This window comes from Colwellia sp. MB3u-45 (assembly GCF_014077005.1).
Taxonomy (GTDB): domain Bacteria; phylum Pseudomonadota; class Gammaproteobacteria; order Enterobacterales; family Alteromonadaceae; genus Cognaticolwellia.
Window position 1 is genome coordinate 33,723 of record NZ_JACGVC010000042.1, and the last position, 15,758, is coordinate 49,480.

Below are 15,758 nucleotides of genomic sequence, written 5' to 3' on the forward strand. Positions count from 1 at the left end.
GCGACTAAAGCCATGTAGATGGTTTAGTCGCTAAATAAAAACGCCCGTTACTTGGCTGTTTTTTCCCAAGCGAATGGCTTGAATGCATCATCAACAGGTGTTTCGGCAATATGATTGGTATAATTGCTGATCACTTTTTGTGATAAACCTAAAATAATCTCCAACAACTGTTGCTCACCGTAACCAGCAGCATAGAATGTCGCTAATTCTTCATTAGTAACATTGCCTCGATTACGAACAATAATTAAGGTCATATCAAGTAAAGCTTGCAGTTTAGCCGTAGGCATTGCTTGTTGATCACGCAATGCTTGCGTTAAATCAGGATCTACTTTCATTGAGTGTGCAATGCCGGTATGAGCGGGTACACAATATGTACAGCCGTGCTCAACATTGATACCTTGCCAAACTACGGTGAGTTCTTCTGCGTCAAATGAAGAGTTAACAAAAAGCTCATGTAATGTTTGGTATGCGCTTAATAAACCGGGTGACGAAGCTAACACGCCGTGCAAGTTAGGTAACATACCGTATGCACTAACTGATTTTTCTAATAGGGCTTTACTTTCTTGTGGTGCTGATTCAATCGTGTGTGTAGTTAATGTCGTCATATCAAATTTCCTTTATAAAAGCAGCTTGTAACAACAGATTGCTGTTGCAACAAGCTTATTGTTATTTAATGCTTAAAAAATTGACCAACCAGTTAAGAATATATTTAACATACCGGTCGGTAAGTAATTGCCTGTTATTGTACCGATCGGTATACTTAAGTCAACAGCCAGCAATATAAATAATTTAGTTTGTTAGGGCTTTGTTAAGTAAAATATTTATTAAGTTATAAAATCATGTGGTTATGTATGTATATGGTATTTAATATTGCCTTGATTATTAGTAATTAAACTTGATTTAGAGTTACTGAAGTTGAATAAGCGTAATTAAAGTTGAGCAAGGAAATAAAGCGTAGGCAGTTGTAGCGCTAAGCTGAACTCACGATAATGCATATCAATGGCTATCAATAGGTATAGGGCCTTCGAATTTCAGCAGTAAAGTTGAGGCAGGTAGTAGAGAATACTAGGGTAATTTTGGTGTTGGCGCAGCATGGTTTTTACCGGTACTAAATACGCCAGTCAACATAGTATCAATAACAAATTCAAGTTCTGTTGGTGGTACTTTTGAGCGCGCCATCGACGCGGTGCCTTTTAGTGCCGTGTATAAACTTAAGGCGTTACCGGCTGAATTTTCATTTAAGCCTAAGGATATTGCTTCCTCATCAGTGGAGAATAACTCGGTCAATAAAGCTTTGGGCGCTGCTTCTATGTCAATAAGTAACTTTGCCGCTTCTGTTGGAATATCACCACCAGCAACTTCTGATTGACACAGTACCAGATAACAACCTTTGGGTTGCTCAGTGCTGCATTGCATACCGACAATTGACATCATATAGTTTTTTAAACGCGTTTTTAAGGGTATGTTTGGTGCGTATAAAGCGCCAAGGTGGGCTTTCATATTATTTTCTATATAGTGTTGAGTCGCTTTAATAAATAAGCTTTCTTTATTACCAAACGCGCTATACATACTAGGTTTGTTAATATTCATACTCGTTGTTAAATCAGCTAAAGAAGCGCCCACAAAACCTTTCGCCCAAAACACTTCCATTGCTGCTTGCAATGCAGTTTGCTCATTAAATTTGCGTTTGCGACCACTAACCACAACAATATCCGTTCACTTTGTTTGAATATCTATATTGTACCAAAGGGTATTTTTAAGTTCAATCGCTCAAATAGGCATGGTAAAACACTTATAAAACTATGCTTCGATAGCAGATAAATAGCTATGTTTTAAACTTTTAACCACAGAAATCTAGTGTGTAGCCGAGTAATGCCAATTTCATTAATTAGGTGGTCTACTTTATACGCAGGAAAAATGGCCAAATATAAGGCATTTATTTTAATAACTAGTTGTTCTAATTATTAAATAAATAACGCAGTAGTGGGTTATTTTAACCAGTAAACATGATCAGATAATTAGTGAGATTGGTATAATACCACTTTCATTAAGCTTGTGATCTTGTTGTGCGCAGAGAAAATGCATCTGGGCAAGACGCTTGATTGAGCAATAGCTGGCTATTGTGATTGAGAGCACCTTAGCCTTGGTGTATTTTAACCAGCACAAGTGGGCAATAACGTAATGAGATTGGTATAATATGGCGATACATTACTCGCCACTCACGGTCAGTATTAGGGTTCTTGCACTGCTATGAACACGGTGCTCGCCTAGATAAATTCCTTGCCAAAGTCCTAAGTTCATTTGGCCATTTTTTAACGGAATACTGACACTACTGCCTAAGGTACTTGCCTTAATGTGAGCCGGCATATCATCAGGGCCTTCATAAGTATGACGATAATAAGAGGCATTTTCTGGGACGAAGTGATTAAAGTGACGTTCCATATCATCACGCACTGTTGAGTCAGCATTTTCGTTAATCGTTAACGATGCTGAAGAATGTTGGATGAAAAGATGTAACAAGCCAAAACGCACGGGGGAGAGCTCAGCGAGTATTTGCTCAATATCAGTTGTGATTAAGTGAAAACCACGTTGATAAGGTTGTAGTGTTAACTCTACTTGTTGCCACATGAGGCTTCTCCAAAGGTAATTTTAATTAACGTATTATTATAGTGTATAGGTTTTTTACATTGAGGTGTATGTTGTGGGATGAATATAGGTCGTTAGAGTCAGGTCTTAATATGCCGCTTTGTTGTGGTTAATGGTTGACGCCTCAGATGAAATTAACTGGGTTGTTTATATTTGGCCCGTCACGTTGACAGACTGAAGTTCGACCTAAAGAAATGGCCAAACACTATATAGCCTGCCATAGGCGCTATATGTAATGTTGATTTAATGTTTGCTTAAACCATAAACCTGTAGCGACATGGATCTTGATACTTGGGTTGTGACTAGAACGAATCCCACGTGTTTGTATGCAGGTACTTAGTTTAGGTAATTAGTTTTTTCTGAACATAAAAAAGCCCCGTATTAAACGAGGCTAAATATTGTTATGCAAAGCGATTATTTATTGAAACTAAATTCAATATACGCATTACCGTATTCAGACGTTAGCGGCATGATGATAACGGGTCCGTCAGCTTTGTGATGAATAGTGTGATCAATGCCAGAAACCACTATAGGGGTTGCCATATCAAACTCAATGCCTTTCTCACTTAGCATACGTTTTGCGCCGCCAGTAACCATATTGGTAATTTCACCCACTAAATCAGTAATTTCGTCATTGATTTCATCTGGGCCTTCACCAACCATTTTCTTCATAGTGGCCAGTGCTAACTTGGCTTCAAAGGTAATAGATAAAGAACCTTTAGTTTGTTTGCCTACCATACCAATTAAACCTGAAACATCGCCTTTTGCTATTTCATTTTTTTTCAAACGAGGTTTTTCAGGCTTTAATTCCATTTGCGCCATGGTTGACATAACGTTTAGCATTGAAGAAAGAAAGGGGTTGATAAAGTCTACATTCATAAATGTTTTTCCAAAAGCTTTTCTTTAATGTAGTTACTTGATTTTGCACATTTATCAGCAAAACCTAAATGTAACTATATTAATCATTAATTTTAATGTGATGCATAGTAACTGATTTGTTGAAAGTTAAGCTACCTTTTATCCTTGTACTGTAAAAATTAACGGTATTGACCTGTTGTGGATAACGCTTGGTTAGCAAGCTGTTGATTATTTTTAGTCCAATCAACGAATGATCGAACGCCGCTTCTTGATAAAGAAAAATTTTGCCTTTATTAACTTCAAATCCGATCCAGTTCAAGGGTATTGCTTGGCCTTGATAATAAAGCTGAAAATTTTCTTCAATATATTGGCGAATAATATTTTCGTAATCTGGATGAGCAATTGAAAAATGGATCTGCTTTGATTCTGCAATCGCGTTATCAATGTCGTGAGCGGTTATTTGGTGAATAACTTCAATCGACTGAGTACGCTCATTTAAGGTTAAATCCGTCATGCTAAAAAAATAACGGTGGGCAACCGCGTTAACGGCTAACCCACACAATAGCAAAACAAAAATTTGTTTAGCTAGGTTTAACAACATTATTGCTGTTCAACCTCCGCTTGTGCTTCTGCATTTTTTTCATCAGCACTTTTTAATTCAACGTTGTAATCACGCATCATGTCTTTTTTCTTACGTTTGTATAAATCAAAGCGAGACTTAATTAGACGTGCAGGCCAGTAGTTGTTACTAACATCTACATCCGCTGTCTCCCAGTTAGGGTCAATCGCAATGCCAGTTATTTCTTGGTCACGAATAAATAATTTAGACACTTTTTTGCTGTCACGACGCCAGATTTCAGCGGGTATTGTGACCCGTTCAACGCTGTTATCAGCATAAGTAAGATCTAAAATAATCGGCATAACTAAGCCACCTTTATTTTCAAAATCAACAATATAGAAGTTTCTTTCGTCAAGTAGTAGGTCTTTTTGCCATTGTTCTAATTTTTTATGGCTTTTGTTATATTTATTACGTGCTTTGTTTGTCGCGGTAAACTTGTCATGTTCGTTGTAAAAATCTAACAATTGAGGTTTATCATCCGTGCGAAGCCACTGGCCATTATTGCGAATTTTGCTAATAAAATCAGGTTGTTCGTTGTATAGTGCTCGTTCCCAAGCTTCTTCCGTATCTGGGTTTTGGCTATTTGGACGGTACAAGTGAATGTTACCTAAAGCAATATCAACATGATCTGTGGTGTAGAACCAACCACGCCAAAACCAGTCTAAATCAACACCTGAGGCATCTTCCATGGTACGGAAAAAGTCAGCAGGGGTCGGGCGTTTAAACTTCCAACGTTGGGCATATTCTTTAAAAGCAAAATCAAACAATTCACGACCCATAATAGTTTCACGTAAAATGTTTAATGCGGTTGCTGGTTTGCCGTAAGCGTTGTTACCAAATTGCAAAATTGACTCTGAATTAGTCATGATGGGCACTTGGTTATCACTTTTCATGTAACTGATCATATTAGCGGCATTACCACGGCGAGAAGGATAGCCTTCTTCCCATGCTTGCTCAGCGACAAATTGTAGGAAAGTGTTCAATCCTTCATCCATCCAGGTCCACTGACGTTCGTCAGAGTTAACAATCATGGGGAAATAGTTATGACCTACTTCATGAATAATAACGCCAATTAAGCCGTATTTAGTTTTGCGAGAATAAGTTTTTTCACCGGTTTCTTTATCTAACGTCGGGCGTGGGCCATTAAAAGTGATCATGGGATATTCCATGCCACCAACAGGACCGTTTACTGAGATAGAAACAGGATATGGATAAGCAAAGGTATACTTATTATATTGTTCCATCGTATGGATAATGGCCTCAGTAGAGTACTTTTCCCATAATGGATTACCTTCATTCGGGTAGTAAGACATTGCCATAGTGTCAGTTTTACCCTCTTGATAGCCTTGTGCATCCCAAATAAATTTACGGCTTGAGGCAAAGGCAAAGTCACGAACATTTTTCGCTTCAAATTGCCAAGTTTTGGTTTTAGTCGCGCGAGACTTTTCGTTTGCTAACGCTTCTTCAGGGGTAATAACTAAAACGGGCTTATCAGATTTTTTAGCTTTTTCTAAACGCTTACGCTGATTTTTTGTTAAGACCTCTTTCGGGTTTTGCAAGACACCAGTTGCCGCAACAACGTGATCAGCAGGAACAGTAATGCTGACGTTATAATCACCAAACTCTAAGGCAAATTCACCGCTACCAATAAACTGCTTATTTTGCCAACCCATTACGTCATAATAGGCTGCCGCGCGTGGGAACCAGCTAGCAACTTCATAAAGGTAATTGTCATCTTCTTTAAAGTATTCGTAACCTGAGCGGCCACCTAGTACTTTTTGCTCATGTAATTGGTAATTCCAATTAATGTTTAACTCGACACTATCGCCAGATTTAAGTACTTTTGGCAGATCGATGCGCATCATAGTGCCATTAATGACATAACTTAAGGCTTTGCCGTTTGCACCAGTAACCTGAGTAATATCATAACCGCCCTGAAACTCGTCTGTTTGAATGGCATTGCGGAAACTACTGTAAGTCACTTTTTTCTTAGGCGCGGTTTGTGTTGTTTTTGCACCGGAATTTTCGGCTAACTTATTTTGGTCTAACTGCATCCATAAGTAACGCAGGGTATCAGGAGAATTATTCGTGTAATCAATAGTTTCATCACCTGACAGGGTTTGCTTTTCGTCATTTAATCGAATATTAATTTTGTAATCAACATCTTGTTGCCAATATTGATGACCCGGTGCGCCAGACGCGGTACGATAAGTATTTGGCGTTGGTAAGCTCTCTTCCAGTTGACGAAATTTATCGTCACTTATGCTGTTTTTTGCTAAGGCCTGGCCACTAGCAGCAATACAAACACAAAGTAAGGCTGATTTAATTGAATATTTCATGATTCCCCTGATAGTTGTAAACCGAGTAATTTCTTAATAATCATGCGTTATAACACTTTTTTAACCAATAGGTCAGGTTGGTGAAGTGAAATATGCGACAAATTGCACAATAAATAGGTTAAGTTGTTGCTGTTGAATGTTTATCGTGACGGAACCGATTAGGCACTAAGGATTAATACCAGCACTTTACTCAATACTTTCTGGCAGCTGTTAACATTCTGGTATCCAATAGTTACAGCATTTCTATCAAAAAATTGTTTATTGGATTCAAGTCATAGACAAAATATCACGCCATTCAACACCTAGGTTTTAGTGATATTACTGAGCTTAAAAACTATGTTAACCTCGAACTGTTGAAGAGATAATGCAGCGAAAGTTATGATTAACTCATGCTAATGAAGATGAAAAGATTGCACTGACCGATTAAAATCTGTTGTTTTTTCAGCAGTATAAGTTTGTTTATTTGGTATAGTGAATACAAGATGAATTATTTTAAAAGCTCTTAGCGTTTTGTAATCTATAACAAGAATAGGCCGGTTAAATTTCACGAATTTTTTGTAGTCGTAAAGTATGCAGAACCAGTGCTTTATTCAGCTTTATTCAGCGATATTCAGCGATATTAACCCCTGTTATCTATAAAAAAGGATTTTTATGTTTTCAAAATTTCTAAAATCAGTGCTAATTTTTAATCGTTCAGAAAATAAAGCGCCAAACTTTATCCTCATCTATCTTTTAATATCACTGGCTTGGCACAATCAAATTTTTATTACTTTTTTTGTCAGTCATGGTGGTTTTACAGAACGATTAAATGCTGCATTAGTTGAACATTCTCATCAATATGTACTGGTGTTATTGTTGACCCTATTATTTTTTATTCTGCGTTTGTCGATGCTTTATTTACTCAATAAAACCGATGAGTTTATTGACGCAGATGAACCGATGATAGTTAAAGTAGGCAGTGACCAAATAGTTAAAGAAAATAAAGATGTGGTTCGCTTACTAGCGCTGTTGGGCGAAACCAAAGCGCAATTAGCTAAAGTAAAAGCTCGTGAGGTTTCAGCACAGGCAGATAAAAAAAAGACCATAAGTAACATCTTGGCTGTGCAAGCTGAGTTAGAACTAGCGTTAGCTGATATCGCTATATTGGGTAAGTCTAACGAAGAATTAAGGGCTAAACTTAAGCAGTATTTAGCAGCTTAAGTGATAAGTTGTTCATTAATGATTAGCTAAATTTAATTATTTAAGCTTGTCTTGTTAGTCATATTTAAACAAAAAATTGCAAGCTATTGGTATTTTAAGTGCCATAGCACAATATAATTTCTTTTGTTTCGCATCACTAAAGCCTTTATAATTAGTCAATATTTCAGGAGTTGTTATCTACAGCTACCTTCGCTTTACACTTAAAGGTTTTTTATCACTTTATGATTTCACATAAACTTTCTATTGCCCCTATGCTCGATTGGACTGATCGCCATTGTCGTTATTTTTATCGCGTAATGTCTAAGCAAACGGTCTTGTATACCGAAATGGTTACTACGGGGGCAATATTGCACGGAAAAGGTAATTACTTGGCCTATAACGAGCAGGAGCACCCATTGGTGTTGCAGCTTGGTGGTAGTGATGTAAAGGCGATGACTGAATGTGCAAAAATTGCTGAGCAGCAAGGTTACGACGAAATCAATATCAATGTGGGTTGTCCGTCAGACCGAGTGCAAAATGGCAAGTTTGGTGCTTGTTTAATGGCTGAGCCAGCGTTAGTTGCCGATTGTGTTGCTAGTATGCAAAACGCGACTAAGATCCCCACAACGGTAAAATCTCGTATTGGTATTGACGATCTCGACAGTTATGAGTTTTTGCAGCAGTTTTTAACAACAGTTAGTGCGGCGGGGTGTCAGCACTTTATTATTCATGCTCGCAAAGCTTGGTTAAGTGGTTTAAGCCCAAAACAAAACAGAGATATTCCACCACTTGATTACCAGCGGGTTTATCAACTTAAACAAGATTTCCAACAGTTAGATATTTCAATTAATGGCGGTATAACAACGTTTGCACAAGCGAATGAGCACATGCAGCATATTGATGGCGTGATGATTGGCCGCGAAATTTACCAAAATCCTTATATGCTAACCGAAGCTGACAATGAAATTTGGCAAGCTGGTGTTGAGGTTAAGTCACGACAAGCCGTGCTCAATGAAATGGTTGACTATATTGACCGTCACGTTGCCAGTGGTGGTCGTGCCTGGCATGTGGCAAGACATATGTTAGGTTTATGTAATGGCTTAGCAGGCGCTAAACAATTTCGTCGTTATTTAAGTGAAAATGCCAATGGCGAAAATGTCGGTGGTGAAGTACTGCAACAAGCTTTTGATAAAGTATTACAACTTAACCCTGAGCTAACAGTGATCTAAAGGTGATCTAGCCTTAATGTCGGTTTATTATCACTGAACTAGGTACTTTATATGCTGAATACTTAGCGCTATTTAGCGCTTTAAGGGTCCCAATACCGGAAAGTCTGTACTCGATTTTGGGACTTCGCTATCATTTTATCAGTAGGGTTTTGTTTAATTGATGTTTGCACAAATCTCACTATATATTAGTAAATTTAACCACATCGAAGGGATATTAGCGTCTACTTAGCCTAGTTAATGTTTGTATTAAAATAAATTAACTTTAAAAACAATGAATTAGGTTTCATTTAAATCTTGGCATAACCTTTGTAAGTGTTTATATAACTTATTTAATAACACGTTAAAAATATAGTGTTATAAACAGCTTAAAAGGAATTATACCATGCTAAGTTTCACGCTATTATTTACGCTATTTATGTTGCCTAGTGTTTGTGTGCTGGCGACCTCATTGATTGTCGCTCATTTAGAACAAGGTAATTAATCCTTGTTATCTGTTACCTTAAAACGTAAAGCTAACGAAAAATGACCTAAAATTGTTTATGGCTATTTAGTAATATAACTCACCAATCTAACTGCATTTTATACCTTGATTACGCTTTTGAAAGCTCTCTTTAGCTAAATACTGTACTTTCGTGTTTAACTCGGCTAATTTTGCTTTACGCTTATCAGCAAAAGTTTAGATTATGACGTATTTTCAGCAATTAATTTCCTGTATCGATTTGCACGCAATACTAGGGAGTAAAGACCTTGTGGTGTTAGATGCAAGTATTCCACCTGTGGGTAACATGACTGCACCAGCATATAGTTGGCCTGAATATCGTCTGCCCAACGCTCGCCGTTTCGACTTAAATCAACACTTCTCAGATCTCGCTAGTGATTTACCCCACACCATGCCATCAGCGAGTCATTTTGAGCTAGCTGCAAAAGCGTTAGGCATTAACCAGCAAAGCCAAATTGTGGTTTATGATGATTTAGGTTTATTTTCTGCCGCGCGGGCTTGGTATATGTTTAGAGCCATGGGCCATAAAAATATTGCCGTATTAGACGGTGGTTTACCTTATTGGCTCAAATTGAAGAAACCTGTCGCGGATCCCCAAACCAATATCCATGCTAAGCAGCACCAAGTTATTGGTAATTTTGTTGCCAAAGAGCAAGTAGGCTACTTTTGTAACTGGCGTGAAGTTGCCACTCAAACTGATTCGCAAGCTGAACTTATTCTCGATGCGCGTGCTGAACGTCGCTTTAAGGGACTAGATGCAGAGCCTCGTGCGGGTGTGCGTAGTGGCCATATGCCAAATGCAAAAAACTTAGCCTACAAGCATTTGTTCAATCAAGGGCGGTTTAAATCACCTGATGAATTAGCCAAAATTTTTGCGCATATTAACGCTAATAAACAAGCGATGATCATGAGCTGCGGCTCAGGTGTTACCGCTTGCATTTTGGCGCTGGCTGCAGACATTATCGGTCATAAAAATGTGCGAGTATATGACGGATCTTGGAGCGAATGGGGCTCGTTACCTAACACCATCGTTGAAACCGCCACGAATAACTTTGAGTAAAAATAAGGTTATCAGTACTGTCCCGCCAACCCAACTATGATGACACCAGCGTTTATTTTTCTGTCATCATAGCCACAAATCTACCTGCTAATGGCCTAGCTATAAATTTGATTATAGCTACAAAGCGGCCAAGTAAAATCTTAAATTAATTATTGGTCAATTTCACTAATTTCAGTGTAGATATTGACCATATTATAGTTTGACATATTATGTCTTGCGATGGGGCTTTATCTCTATAATTTAATAATAGTAATAATAACAATTAGTTAAATGTTTTTAAGCAATTGGCACAGCACTTGTAATAGTAATATCAGATACCAAGATGAAGCGTTAACTATTCACGCTTCATGTTACTCACATAAGGATATTAATAATGAAACTATTACAAAACAAACAGACATTACGCGCCGTTTTATTATCTTGTACGTTGCTATTTACGATCAATACTTATGCGCAAGATACCGGCTTAGCGCAAAATTTAACCTTAAGCGTGCAGGCACAAAAACAAAAAGTTCAGCTTGATTTATCTGCAGAACTCGCACATTCAATTAAGGCTGAGTTAGATCGTTTTTCGACTCGTTACAGCACAGTGAAAACTCAAGAGTTAGCGGCAGTTTCAAAGCAAAAAAAATTAGTGACAAAAAAACAACAAACTTCAGCGTATTAATAGGAGATATACCATGGGCATGTTTTCAAGATTTACCGACATTATTAACGCCAATATTAACGCCATGTTAGATAAGGCAGAGGAACCAGAAAAAATGATCAAGTTGATCATTGAAGAAATGGCAGAAACCTTGGTTGAAGTACGTTCAGCAGCGGCTAAGCAGATTGCTGAAAAGAAGACAGTGATGCGTCATATCCGTGCAATGGAAAGTCGCGTTGCACATTGGCAAGAAAAAGCTGAACTTGCTTTAAATAAGAGTCGTGAAGACTTAGCCAAATCTGCGCTAGTTGAAAAACAAAGTTGTACACAAAAGCTAGCAGAATTTAATCAAGAGTTAAGCCAATTTGATGAGTACTTAAATGCGCTTCAGCTAGATAGTCAACGTTTGCAAGATAAGTTAACGGAGGCGAAGCGCAAGCAGGAGGCCTTTGCAATACGCCAACAATCTGCAGAAGTGTGCTTGAAAGTGCGTGAGAAAGTTGCCATTGATAATATGGACCAAGCGATCAGTAAATTTGAGCTTTATCAACAAAAAATTGACCGTGTTGAAGCGGCAGTTGAAGCCTATGATATGACATCATCAAAATCTTTAGATAGCCAGTTTCGCGCGTTAGAAAATGATGAAACCATTGAGCAAGCGTTAGCGCAATTAAAGCAAAAAGTAGCTAAAGGTAGCTAAAAGTTAACGGGCAGTCATTATTAAGGCCGCGCTTTGATCTTGGATAATCCTTAGTGTTATGTTTATAACGCCTGTGGTTAGTTACTTTATTGGCGTGTTATTAATATTTTTCAATTTAATGTATAAAAGTGCTCAGCTTGGGCACGAGGAGTAAGTGATGAGCTTTAATCGCGAGTATTCAGTTAATAAAACCTTAACTAAAGATGTAGTACATAAAAAATTATCAGGTGTTTGTGGTGGTATTGCTAAGTATTACAATTTGCCTCGAATAGCCGTTAGAGTAGGCGCTATTCTCGCTTTATTGATGTTTCCTGTTGCCACAGGTGTCGCCTATTTAGTCGCTACCATGTTAATGCCGACTAAAGCTTAACGCGTTAAATTTGTTTGAATATATTTTTGAAGATATTAAAGGGAGCCAGCTATGTCATTTTTTAAATCATTATTTCTAGCCATTTTTGCCACACTATTTTTAACTTATGTGTTAGGTGTCAGCTTTATAGATTTATTTGATGTTGACATTTATATGGGAGAGCAATTGGTTGAACCTTTAAAGGCCATTAGTATTTCAGCATTAGTGGTGGTGCTACTGGTGTTAGTTGCCTTAGCAATAGCGATGAGTGTATTTGGTTCATTGATTTTTATTGTTATGCTGTTGCTAGGTGGCGGCGCTATGTTATTGGTGGGTGTGTTTTGGCCAATACTCTTAGTGGCTGGTGTTATTTGGTTAATCACACGAGATAAAAGCTCTGTTCAATGCTAATGCTTTTCTGCGGATATTAATATTAGTGGAGATGAAATGTCAGCAGAAAAGTTAAAAATAGTAAAATGTTCAACATAGCTAGTTGATCTTTACACTTATGTTCACAGCAAAAACACTGACACTAATAGTAGTAGTTAGTAGTTAGTAGTATTAGCTTTCAGCTTTCTATATTGAACCTATGGCCCATAAAGCTATGAGCAGAAGGTCGTTAAAATAGCTTACTGATTGCTATTAACTACATTAGCTACACTTAATAAAGTCATTGAAGTCATTACCTACACGAAACCACTTTTTTTCATCTTGGGTCAATATCCAGAAAATTTCATCACTGGTATTCCTCAGCGTAAATAAACCACAGAGCTCAATATGGATTTTTTTATTAAGGAGTTAATGCCGATGAGCAGAATACCCAGGGGTTTATTTGAAATAATTAAGTTATCCATTTCGCCCAAGCTTAGTTACAATGATAGTAACGAATCATAATATGAATAAAAAGGATGTATAGCAGCTTATGAGGAATGTACTTTTACCCATAATTTTACTGATGATAGTAGTGAGTAGTGTTTTTGCCAATGTAAGCTTGGCAAGTGAGAACGCTAAGCTGGTAGTTGAAAATGGCTATGCAAGGGAGAGTATCCCCGGCACGTCGATTTCTTCTGCTTATATGACGATAAAAAATTTATCAGCAAAAAATATTCGACTTATCGGCGCAGCAAGTGCAGTAAGCGACCGGATTGAAATTCATCAACATACCATGTCTGATGGCTTAATGCGTATGCGCCAACGTGACTATGTAGAAATTTCAGCTCAAAATAGTACCGTATTTCAGCCTTCAGGTTTTCATTTAATGATTTTTGATTTAAAACAACCATTAAAGGCGAAAGAAAATATTATAATTACCCTGTCTTTTGACGATCAATCTAGCAGAGATGTAAATTATACGGTTCAAGGTCTTAAACAGAAAAAGCATGAGCACCATTAGGAGTAGTTATGAAAGTTAATATCTCAATAAAAACTGTTATTTCAGGATTTTTAGCGCTATTTTTTGTGCTGTATTTACTTGGCGTTTATTGGAGCTTTGAACCAGAACAATTCGATATTCGTGCTGAAGTGACAAAAGCAGCAACAGCAGAAAATGTCACTCCTGTTGTGGGTTATACCACCACAACAGCATTAATTCGTGTTACTGAAACCTTACTGCATAAGCCAGGTGGTTATTTATCTAATGATGCGCTGCCACCGTCAGTGTTTTTAGATAATATCCCCGCATGGGAGTTTGGCGCACTTGAAATGATAAGAGATATGTCGTTGGTTATGCGCCAAGAATTTAGTCGATCGCAATCTCAGTCAGTTGAAAACAAAAATTTAAAAGTGGCTCAACCACAGCTCAATATTGATAACACCAGTTGGGCTATTCCTAGCGCTGAGGGTGAATACCAAAAAGCAGTGAATGAGCTATATGCCTACAGAACTGCATTGACTCAGGTAAATAATCAATCAGCTCAGTTTTACGCGCGTTCTGATAATTTACGCGCTTGGATCCAAGAAGCCACTAAACGTTTAGGCAGTTATTCTCAACGCTTAAGTGCCAGTGTTGGCCGTGAACAAATTAACGTTGATCTTGCTGGCGATAGAGTCGCAAAACAATCAACATCAAGCGCAGCAAGCATGGCGTTAAAAACAAGTTGGTGGGTGATAGATAATGAATTTTATGAAGCCCGTGGCGCTTGTTGGGCCTTATTGCACTTTTTGAAGGCCATCGAAATAGACTTCAATGATGTCCTAGATCAGAAGAATGCTAAAGTGAGTGTACAACAAATTATTCGCGAACTAGAAGCAAGCCAAGAACCGATTTGGAGTCCCATGATTTTAAATGGGGATGGCTTTGGTGTGCTGGCAAATCATTCGTTAGTAATGGCCAATTATATATCACGTGCAAATGCAGCACTGATTGATTTAGACGACTTATTGAGTCAAGGGTAATAAAACATGAAAAAAATAGCACTAGCAGCAGCACTTGCATCGATTTTATCTACTAATGTTCAAGCGGATGCTTTAGGTATTTATTTGGGTGGTCAACTATGGGACAACCAAGCTTCTGGCACTTTTGGCGATGGTAGCTCACAAATTGATTTTAACTTAGCAGATGAAAAACAAAACAGCTTTTTTATTGCCTTTGAGCACCCTGTGCCGTTAATTCCAAATATACGTATTGCCTCTACTTCACTAGAGACTATAGGTAACACAAGCTTAACGACTGACTTTGAATTTGAAGGTGAAACTTTTAGCACAGATGCTAATATTAATGCTAATTTTAATGTCAGTTATCTTGATTACACACTTTATTATGAGTTATTTGATAATGATCTATTATCATTTGATTTTGGTTTGACCGCCCGTGATTTTGATGGTGACGTAACGGTATCAGCACAAGCCAATTCAGGGGCTGAATCGGTTACACAATCAGCTAGCATTGAAGTGACTGACGTAGTACCTATGTTATATGCGAGAACTAACGTTGGCTTACCTTTAACGGGGTTAAATCTATATGCCCAAGGTAACTTTTTATCATTTGATGACCATACACTTTACGACTATGAAGTCGGCGTGAGCTATGAGCTTGTTGATAACCTAGTGGTTGATGTCAATATTAATGCCGGTTACCGTGCCGTTAAGTTAGAGTTAGATGACTTAAATGACTTGTACACCAATATTGAATTTGACGGTGTGTTTATTGGTACCACTATTCACTTTTAACGCGTTAAGTTAGTCACATTATAAAAAACAGAGTTGAGTAATCAGCTCTGTTTTTTATTATTTGAATCACGCTATTCTCTATAGTCATGTCAAATGCCATTTAGTACTAGGGATTAATGATAGTGCACTTTATTTCCCCCAGAGAATATGTGTATTTAAAGCATTTTTTGGCACCTTATCGGCAAACCAAGCGATTACTTATTCTCAGAAGCATAAGAAACTTAGCACATGCTTAAAGCTGTTGTGCTTAGGTGAAATATATCAGGACAAGACGCTCGACTCAGCAATCGCTTACTATCATGGAGAGCGTAAAGGTTTTTAGTTCTAGGAAAAACCTAAGTACCCACATTCATGCGAGTAACACTGTCATGGTATATTTTAACCCGCACACGAGGGCAATAATTGAATTGGTATTATTAACCGCTTTGGCCGTCTTTTCTAATGCAGATGCCTGCTTCCTTCCTTA

At 37.8% G+C, this 15,758-nt stretch carries 16 protein-coding genes; 10 read left to right on the top strand and 6 right to left on the bottom strand.

The features are described 5' to 3' along the window. Positions 1-47 precede the first annotated feature (47 nt). The 6 genes from H4J41_RS04495 to H4J41_RS04520 all read right to left on the bottom strand — a co-directional run bounded on the left by H4J41_RS04495 (position 48) and on the right by H4J41_RS04520 (position 6,462). On the bottom strand, positions 48-605 hold the full coding sequence (locus H4J41_RS04495) for a carboxymuconolactone decarboxylase family protein (protein WP_182137455.1): 558 nt from the start codon (positions 603-605) through the stop codon (positions 48-50). Positions 606-1,065: 460 nt separating this feature from the next. Then, positions 1,066-1,704 (bottom strand): TetR/AcrR family transcriptional regulator, encoded by a 639-nt coding sequence (locus H4J41_RS04500; RefSeq protein ID WP_182137454.1) that lies wholly within the window; start codon positions 1,702-1,704, stop codon positions 1,066-1,068. Between the two features lie 504 nt (positions 1,705-2,208). Next, on the bottom strand, positions 2,209-2,628 hold the full coding sequence (locus tag H4J41_RS04505; RefSeq protein ID WP_182137453.1) for a secondary thiamine-phosphate synthase enzyme YjbQ: 420 nt from the start codon (positions 2,626-2,628) through the stop codon (positions 2,209-2,211). A gap of 432 nt (positions 2,629-3,060) precedes the next feature. Next, positions 3,061-3,525, bottom strand: a complete 465-nt coding sequence (locus H4J41_RS04510; RefSeq protein WP_182137452.1) for a chemotaxis protein CheX — start codon at positions 3,523-3,525, stop codon at positions 3,061-3,063. A gap of 79 nt (positions 3,526-3,604) precedes the next feature. Then, entirely contained in the window at positions 3,605-4,105 is a 501-nt protein-coding gene (locus H4J41_RS04515) for a DUF6702 family protein (RefSeq protein WP_182137451.1), read from the bottom strand. Continuing rightward, positions 4,105-6,462, bottom strand: coding sequence for a M1 family metallopeptidase (locus H4J41_RS04520; RefSeq protein WP_182137450.1), 2,358 nt, complete (start codon positions 6,460-6,462; stop codon positions 4,105-4,107). Before H4J41_RS04520 ends, H4J41_RS04515 begins: the two co-directional genes overlap by 1 nt. Before the next feature lie 651 nt (positions 6,463-7,113). Here H4J41_RS04520 and H4J41_RS04525 point away from each other — a divergent pair. From H4J41_RS04525 to H4J41_RS04570, 10 genes are all read left to right on the top strand, one after another. Beyond that, positions 7,114-7,662 carry a hypothetical protein gene (locus H4J41_RS04525; RefSeq protein ID WP_182137449.1) on the top strand — a complete coding sequence of 183 codons (549 nt, stop codon included), beginning with the start codon at positions 7,114-7,116 and terminating at the stop codon, positions 7,660-7,662. Between the two features lie 221 nt (positions 7,663-7,883). Next, on the top strand, positions 7,884-8,870 hold the full coding sequence (dusA, locus tag H4J41_RS04530) for a tRNA dihydrouridine(20/20a) synthase DusA (RefSeq protein WP_182137448.1): 987 nt from the start codon (positions 7,884-7,886) through the stop codon (positions 8,868-8,870). A 683-nt stretch (positions 8,871-9,553) separates the two neighbouring features. After that, complete coding sequence (locus H4J41_RS04535) at positions 9,554-10,429, top strand: sulfurtransferase (RefSeq protein ID WP_182137447.1); 876 nt, start codon at positions 9,554-9,556, stop codon at positions 10,427-10,429. 373 nt (positions 10,430-10,802) lie between these two features. Further along, positions 10,803-11,096, top strand: a complete 294-nt coding sequence (locus tag H4J41_RS04540; RefSeq protein WP_182137446.1) for a hypothetical protein — start codon at positions 10,803-10,805, stop codon at positions 11,094-11,096. 13 nt (positions 11,097-11,109) lie between these two features. Next, on the top strand, positions 11,110-11,775 hold the full coding sequence (gene pspA / locus H4J41_RS04545) for a phage shock protein PspA (protein ID WP_182137445.1): 666 nt from the start codon (positions 11,110-11,112) through the stop codon (positions 11,773-11,775). A gap of 157 nt (positions 11,776-11,932) precedes the next feature. Further along, positions 11,933-12,145: a PspC domain-containing protein gene (locus H4J41_RS04550; protein WP_182137444.1), complete on the top strand. Its 213-nt coding sequence runs from the start codon at positions 11,933-11,935 to the stop codon at positions 12,143-12,145. 51 nt (positions 12,146-12,196) lie between these two features. Next, complete coding sequence (locus H4J41_RS04555; RefSeq protein WP_182137443.1) at positions 12,197-12,535, top strand: hypothetical protein; 339 nt, start codon at positions 12,197-12,199, stop codon at positions 12,533-12,535. 511 nt (positions 12,536-13,046) lie between these two features. Continuing rightward, positions 13,047-13,517: a copper chaperone PCu(A)C gene (locus H4J41_RS04560; RefSeq protein ID WP_182137442.1), complete on the top strand. Its 471-nt coding sequence runs from the start codon at positions 13,047-13,049 to the stop codon at positions 13,515-13,517. Between the two features lie 8 nt (positions 13,518-13,525). Further along, positions 13,526-14,518: a DUF2333 family protein gene (locus H4J41_RS04565; RefSeq protein WP_182137441.1), complete on the top strand. Its 993-nt coding sequence runs from the start codon at positions 13,526-13,528 to the stop codon at positions 14,516-14,518. Between the two features lie 6 nt (positions 14,519-14,524). Further along, on the top strand, positions 14,525-15,292 hold the full coding sequence (locus tag H4J41_RS04570) for a TIGR04219 family outer membrane beta-barrel protein (protein WP_182137440.1): 768 nt from the start codon (positions 14,525-14,527) through the stop codon (positions 15,290-15,292). The last annotated feature ends 466 nt before the right edge of the window (positions 15,293-15,758 follow it).

Excerpts from the sequence above, each read along its gene's own strand:
- H4J41_RS04495 (WP_182137455.1), bottom strand. The coding sequence starts at position 605 with ATGACGACATTAACTACACACACGATTGAATCAGCACCACAAGAAAGT.
- H4J41_RS04505 (WP_182137453.1), bottom strand. The coding sequence starts at position 2,628 with ATGTGGCAACAAGTAGAGTTAACACTACAACCTTATCAACGTGGTTTT.
- H4J41_RS04510 (WP_182137452.1), bottom strand. The coding sequence starts at position 3,525 with ATGAATGTAGACTTTATCAACCCCTTTCTTTCTTCAATGCTAAACGTT.
- H4J41_RS04515 (WP_182137451.1), bottom strand. The coding sequence starts at position 4,105 with ATGTTGTTAAACCTAGCTAAACAAATTTTTGTTTTGCTATTGTGTGGG.
- H4J41_RS04520 (WP_182137450.1), bottom strand. The coding sequence starts at position 6,462 with ATGAAATATTCAATTAAATCAGCCTTACTTTGTGTTTGTATTGCTGCT.
- H4J41_RS04525 (WP_182137449.1), top strand. The coding sequence starts at position 7,114 with ATGTTTTCAAAATTTCTAAAATCAGTGCTAATTTTTAATCGTTCAGAA.
- dusA (WP_182137448.1), top strand. The coding sequence starts at position 7,884 with ATGATTTCACATAAACTTTCTATTGCCCCTATGCTCGATTGGACTGAT.
- H4J41_RS04535 (WP_182137447.1), top strand. The coding sequence starts at position 9,554 with ATGACGTATTTTCAGCAATTAATTTCCTGTATCGATTTGCACGCAATA.
- H4J41_RS04540 (WP_182137446.1), top strand. The coding sequence starts at position 10,803 with ATGAAACTATTACAAAACAAACAGACATTACGCGCCGTTTTATTATCT.
- pspA (WP_182137445.1), top strand. The coding sequence starts at position 11,110 with ATGGGCATGTTTTCAAGATTTACCGACATTATTAACGCCAATATTAAC.
- H4J41_RS04550 (WP_182137444.1), top strand. The coding sequence starts at position 11,933 with ATGAGCTTTAATCGCGAGTATTCAGTTAATAAAACCTTAACTAAAGAT.
- H4J41_RS04555 (WP_182137443.1), top strand. The coding sequence starts at position 12,197 with ATGTCATTTTTTAAATCATTATTTCTAGCCATTTTTGCCACACTATTT.
- H4J41_RS04560 (WP_182137442.1), top strand. The coding sequence starts at position 13,047 with ATGAGGAATGTACTTTTACCCATAATTTTACTGATGATAGTAGTGAGT.
- H4J41_RS04565 (WP_182137441.1), top strand. The coding sequence starts at position 13,526 with ATGAAAGTTAATATCTCAATAAAAACTGTTATTTCAGGATTTTTAGCG.
- H4J41_RS04570 (WP_182137440.1), top strand. The coding sequence starts at position 14,525 with ATGAAAAAAATAGCACTAGCAGCAGCACTTGCATCGATTTTATCTACT.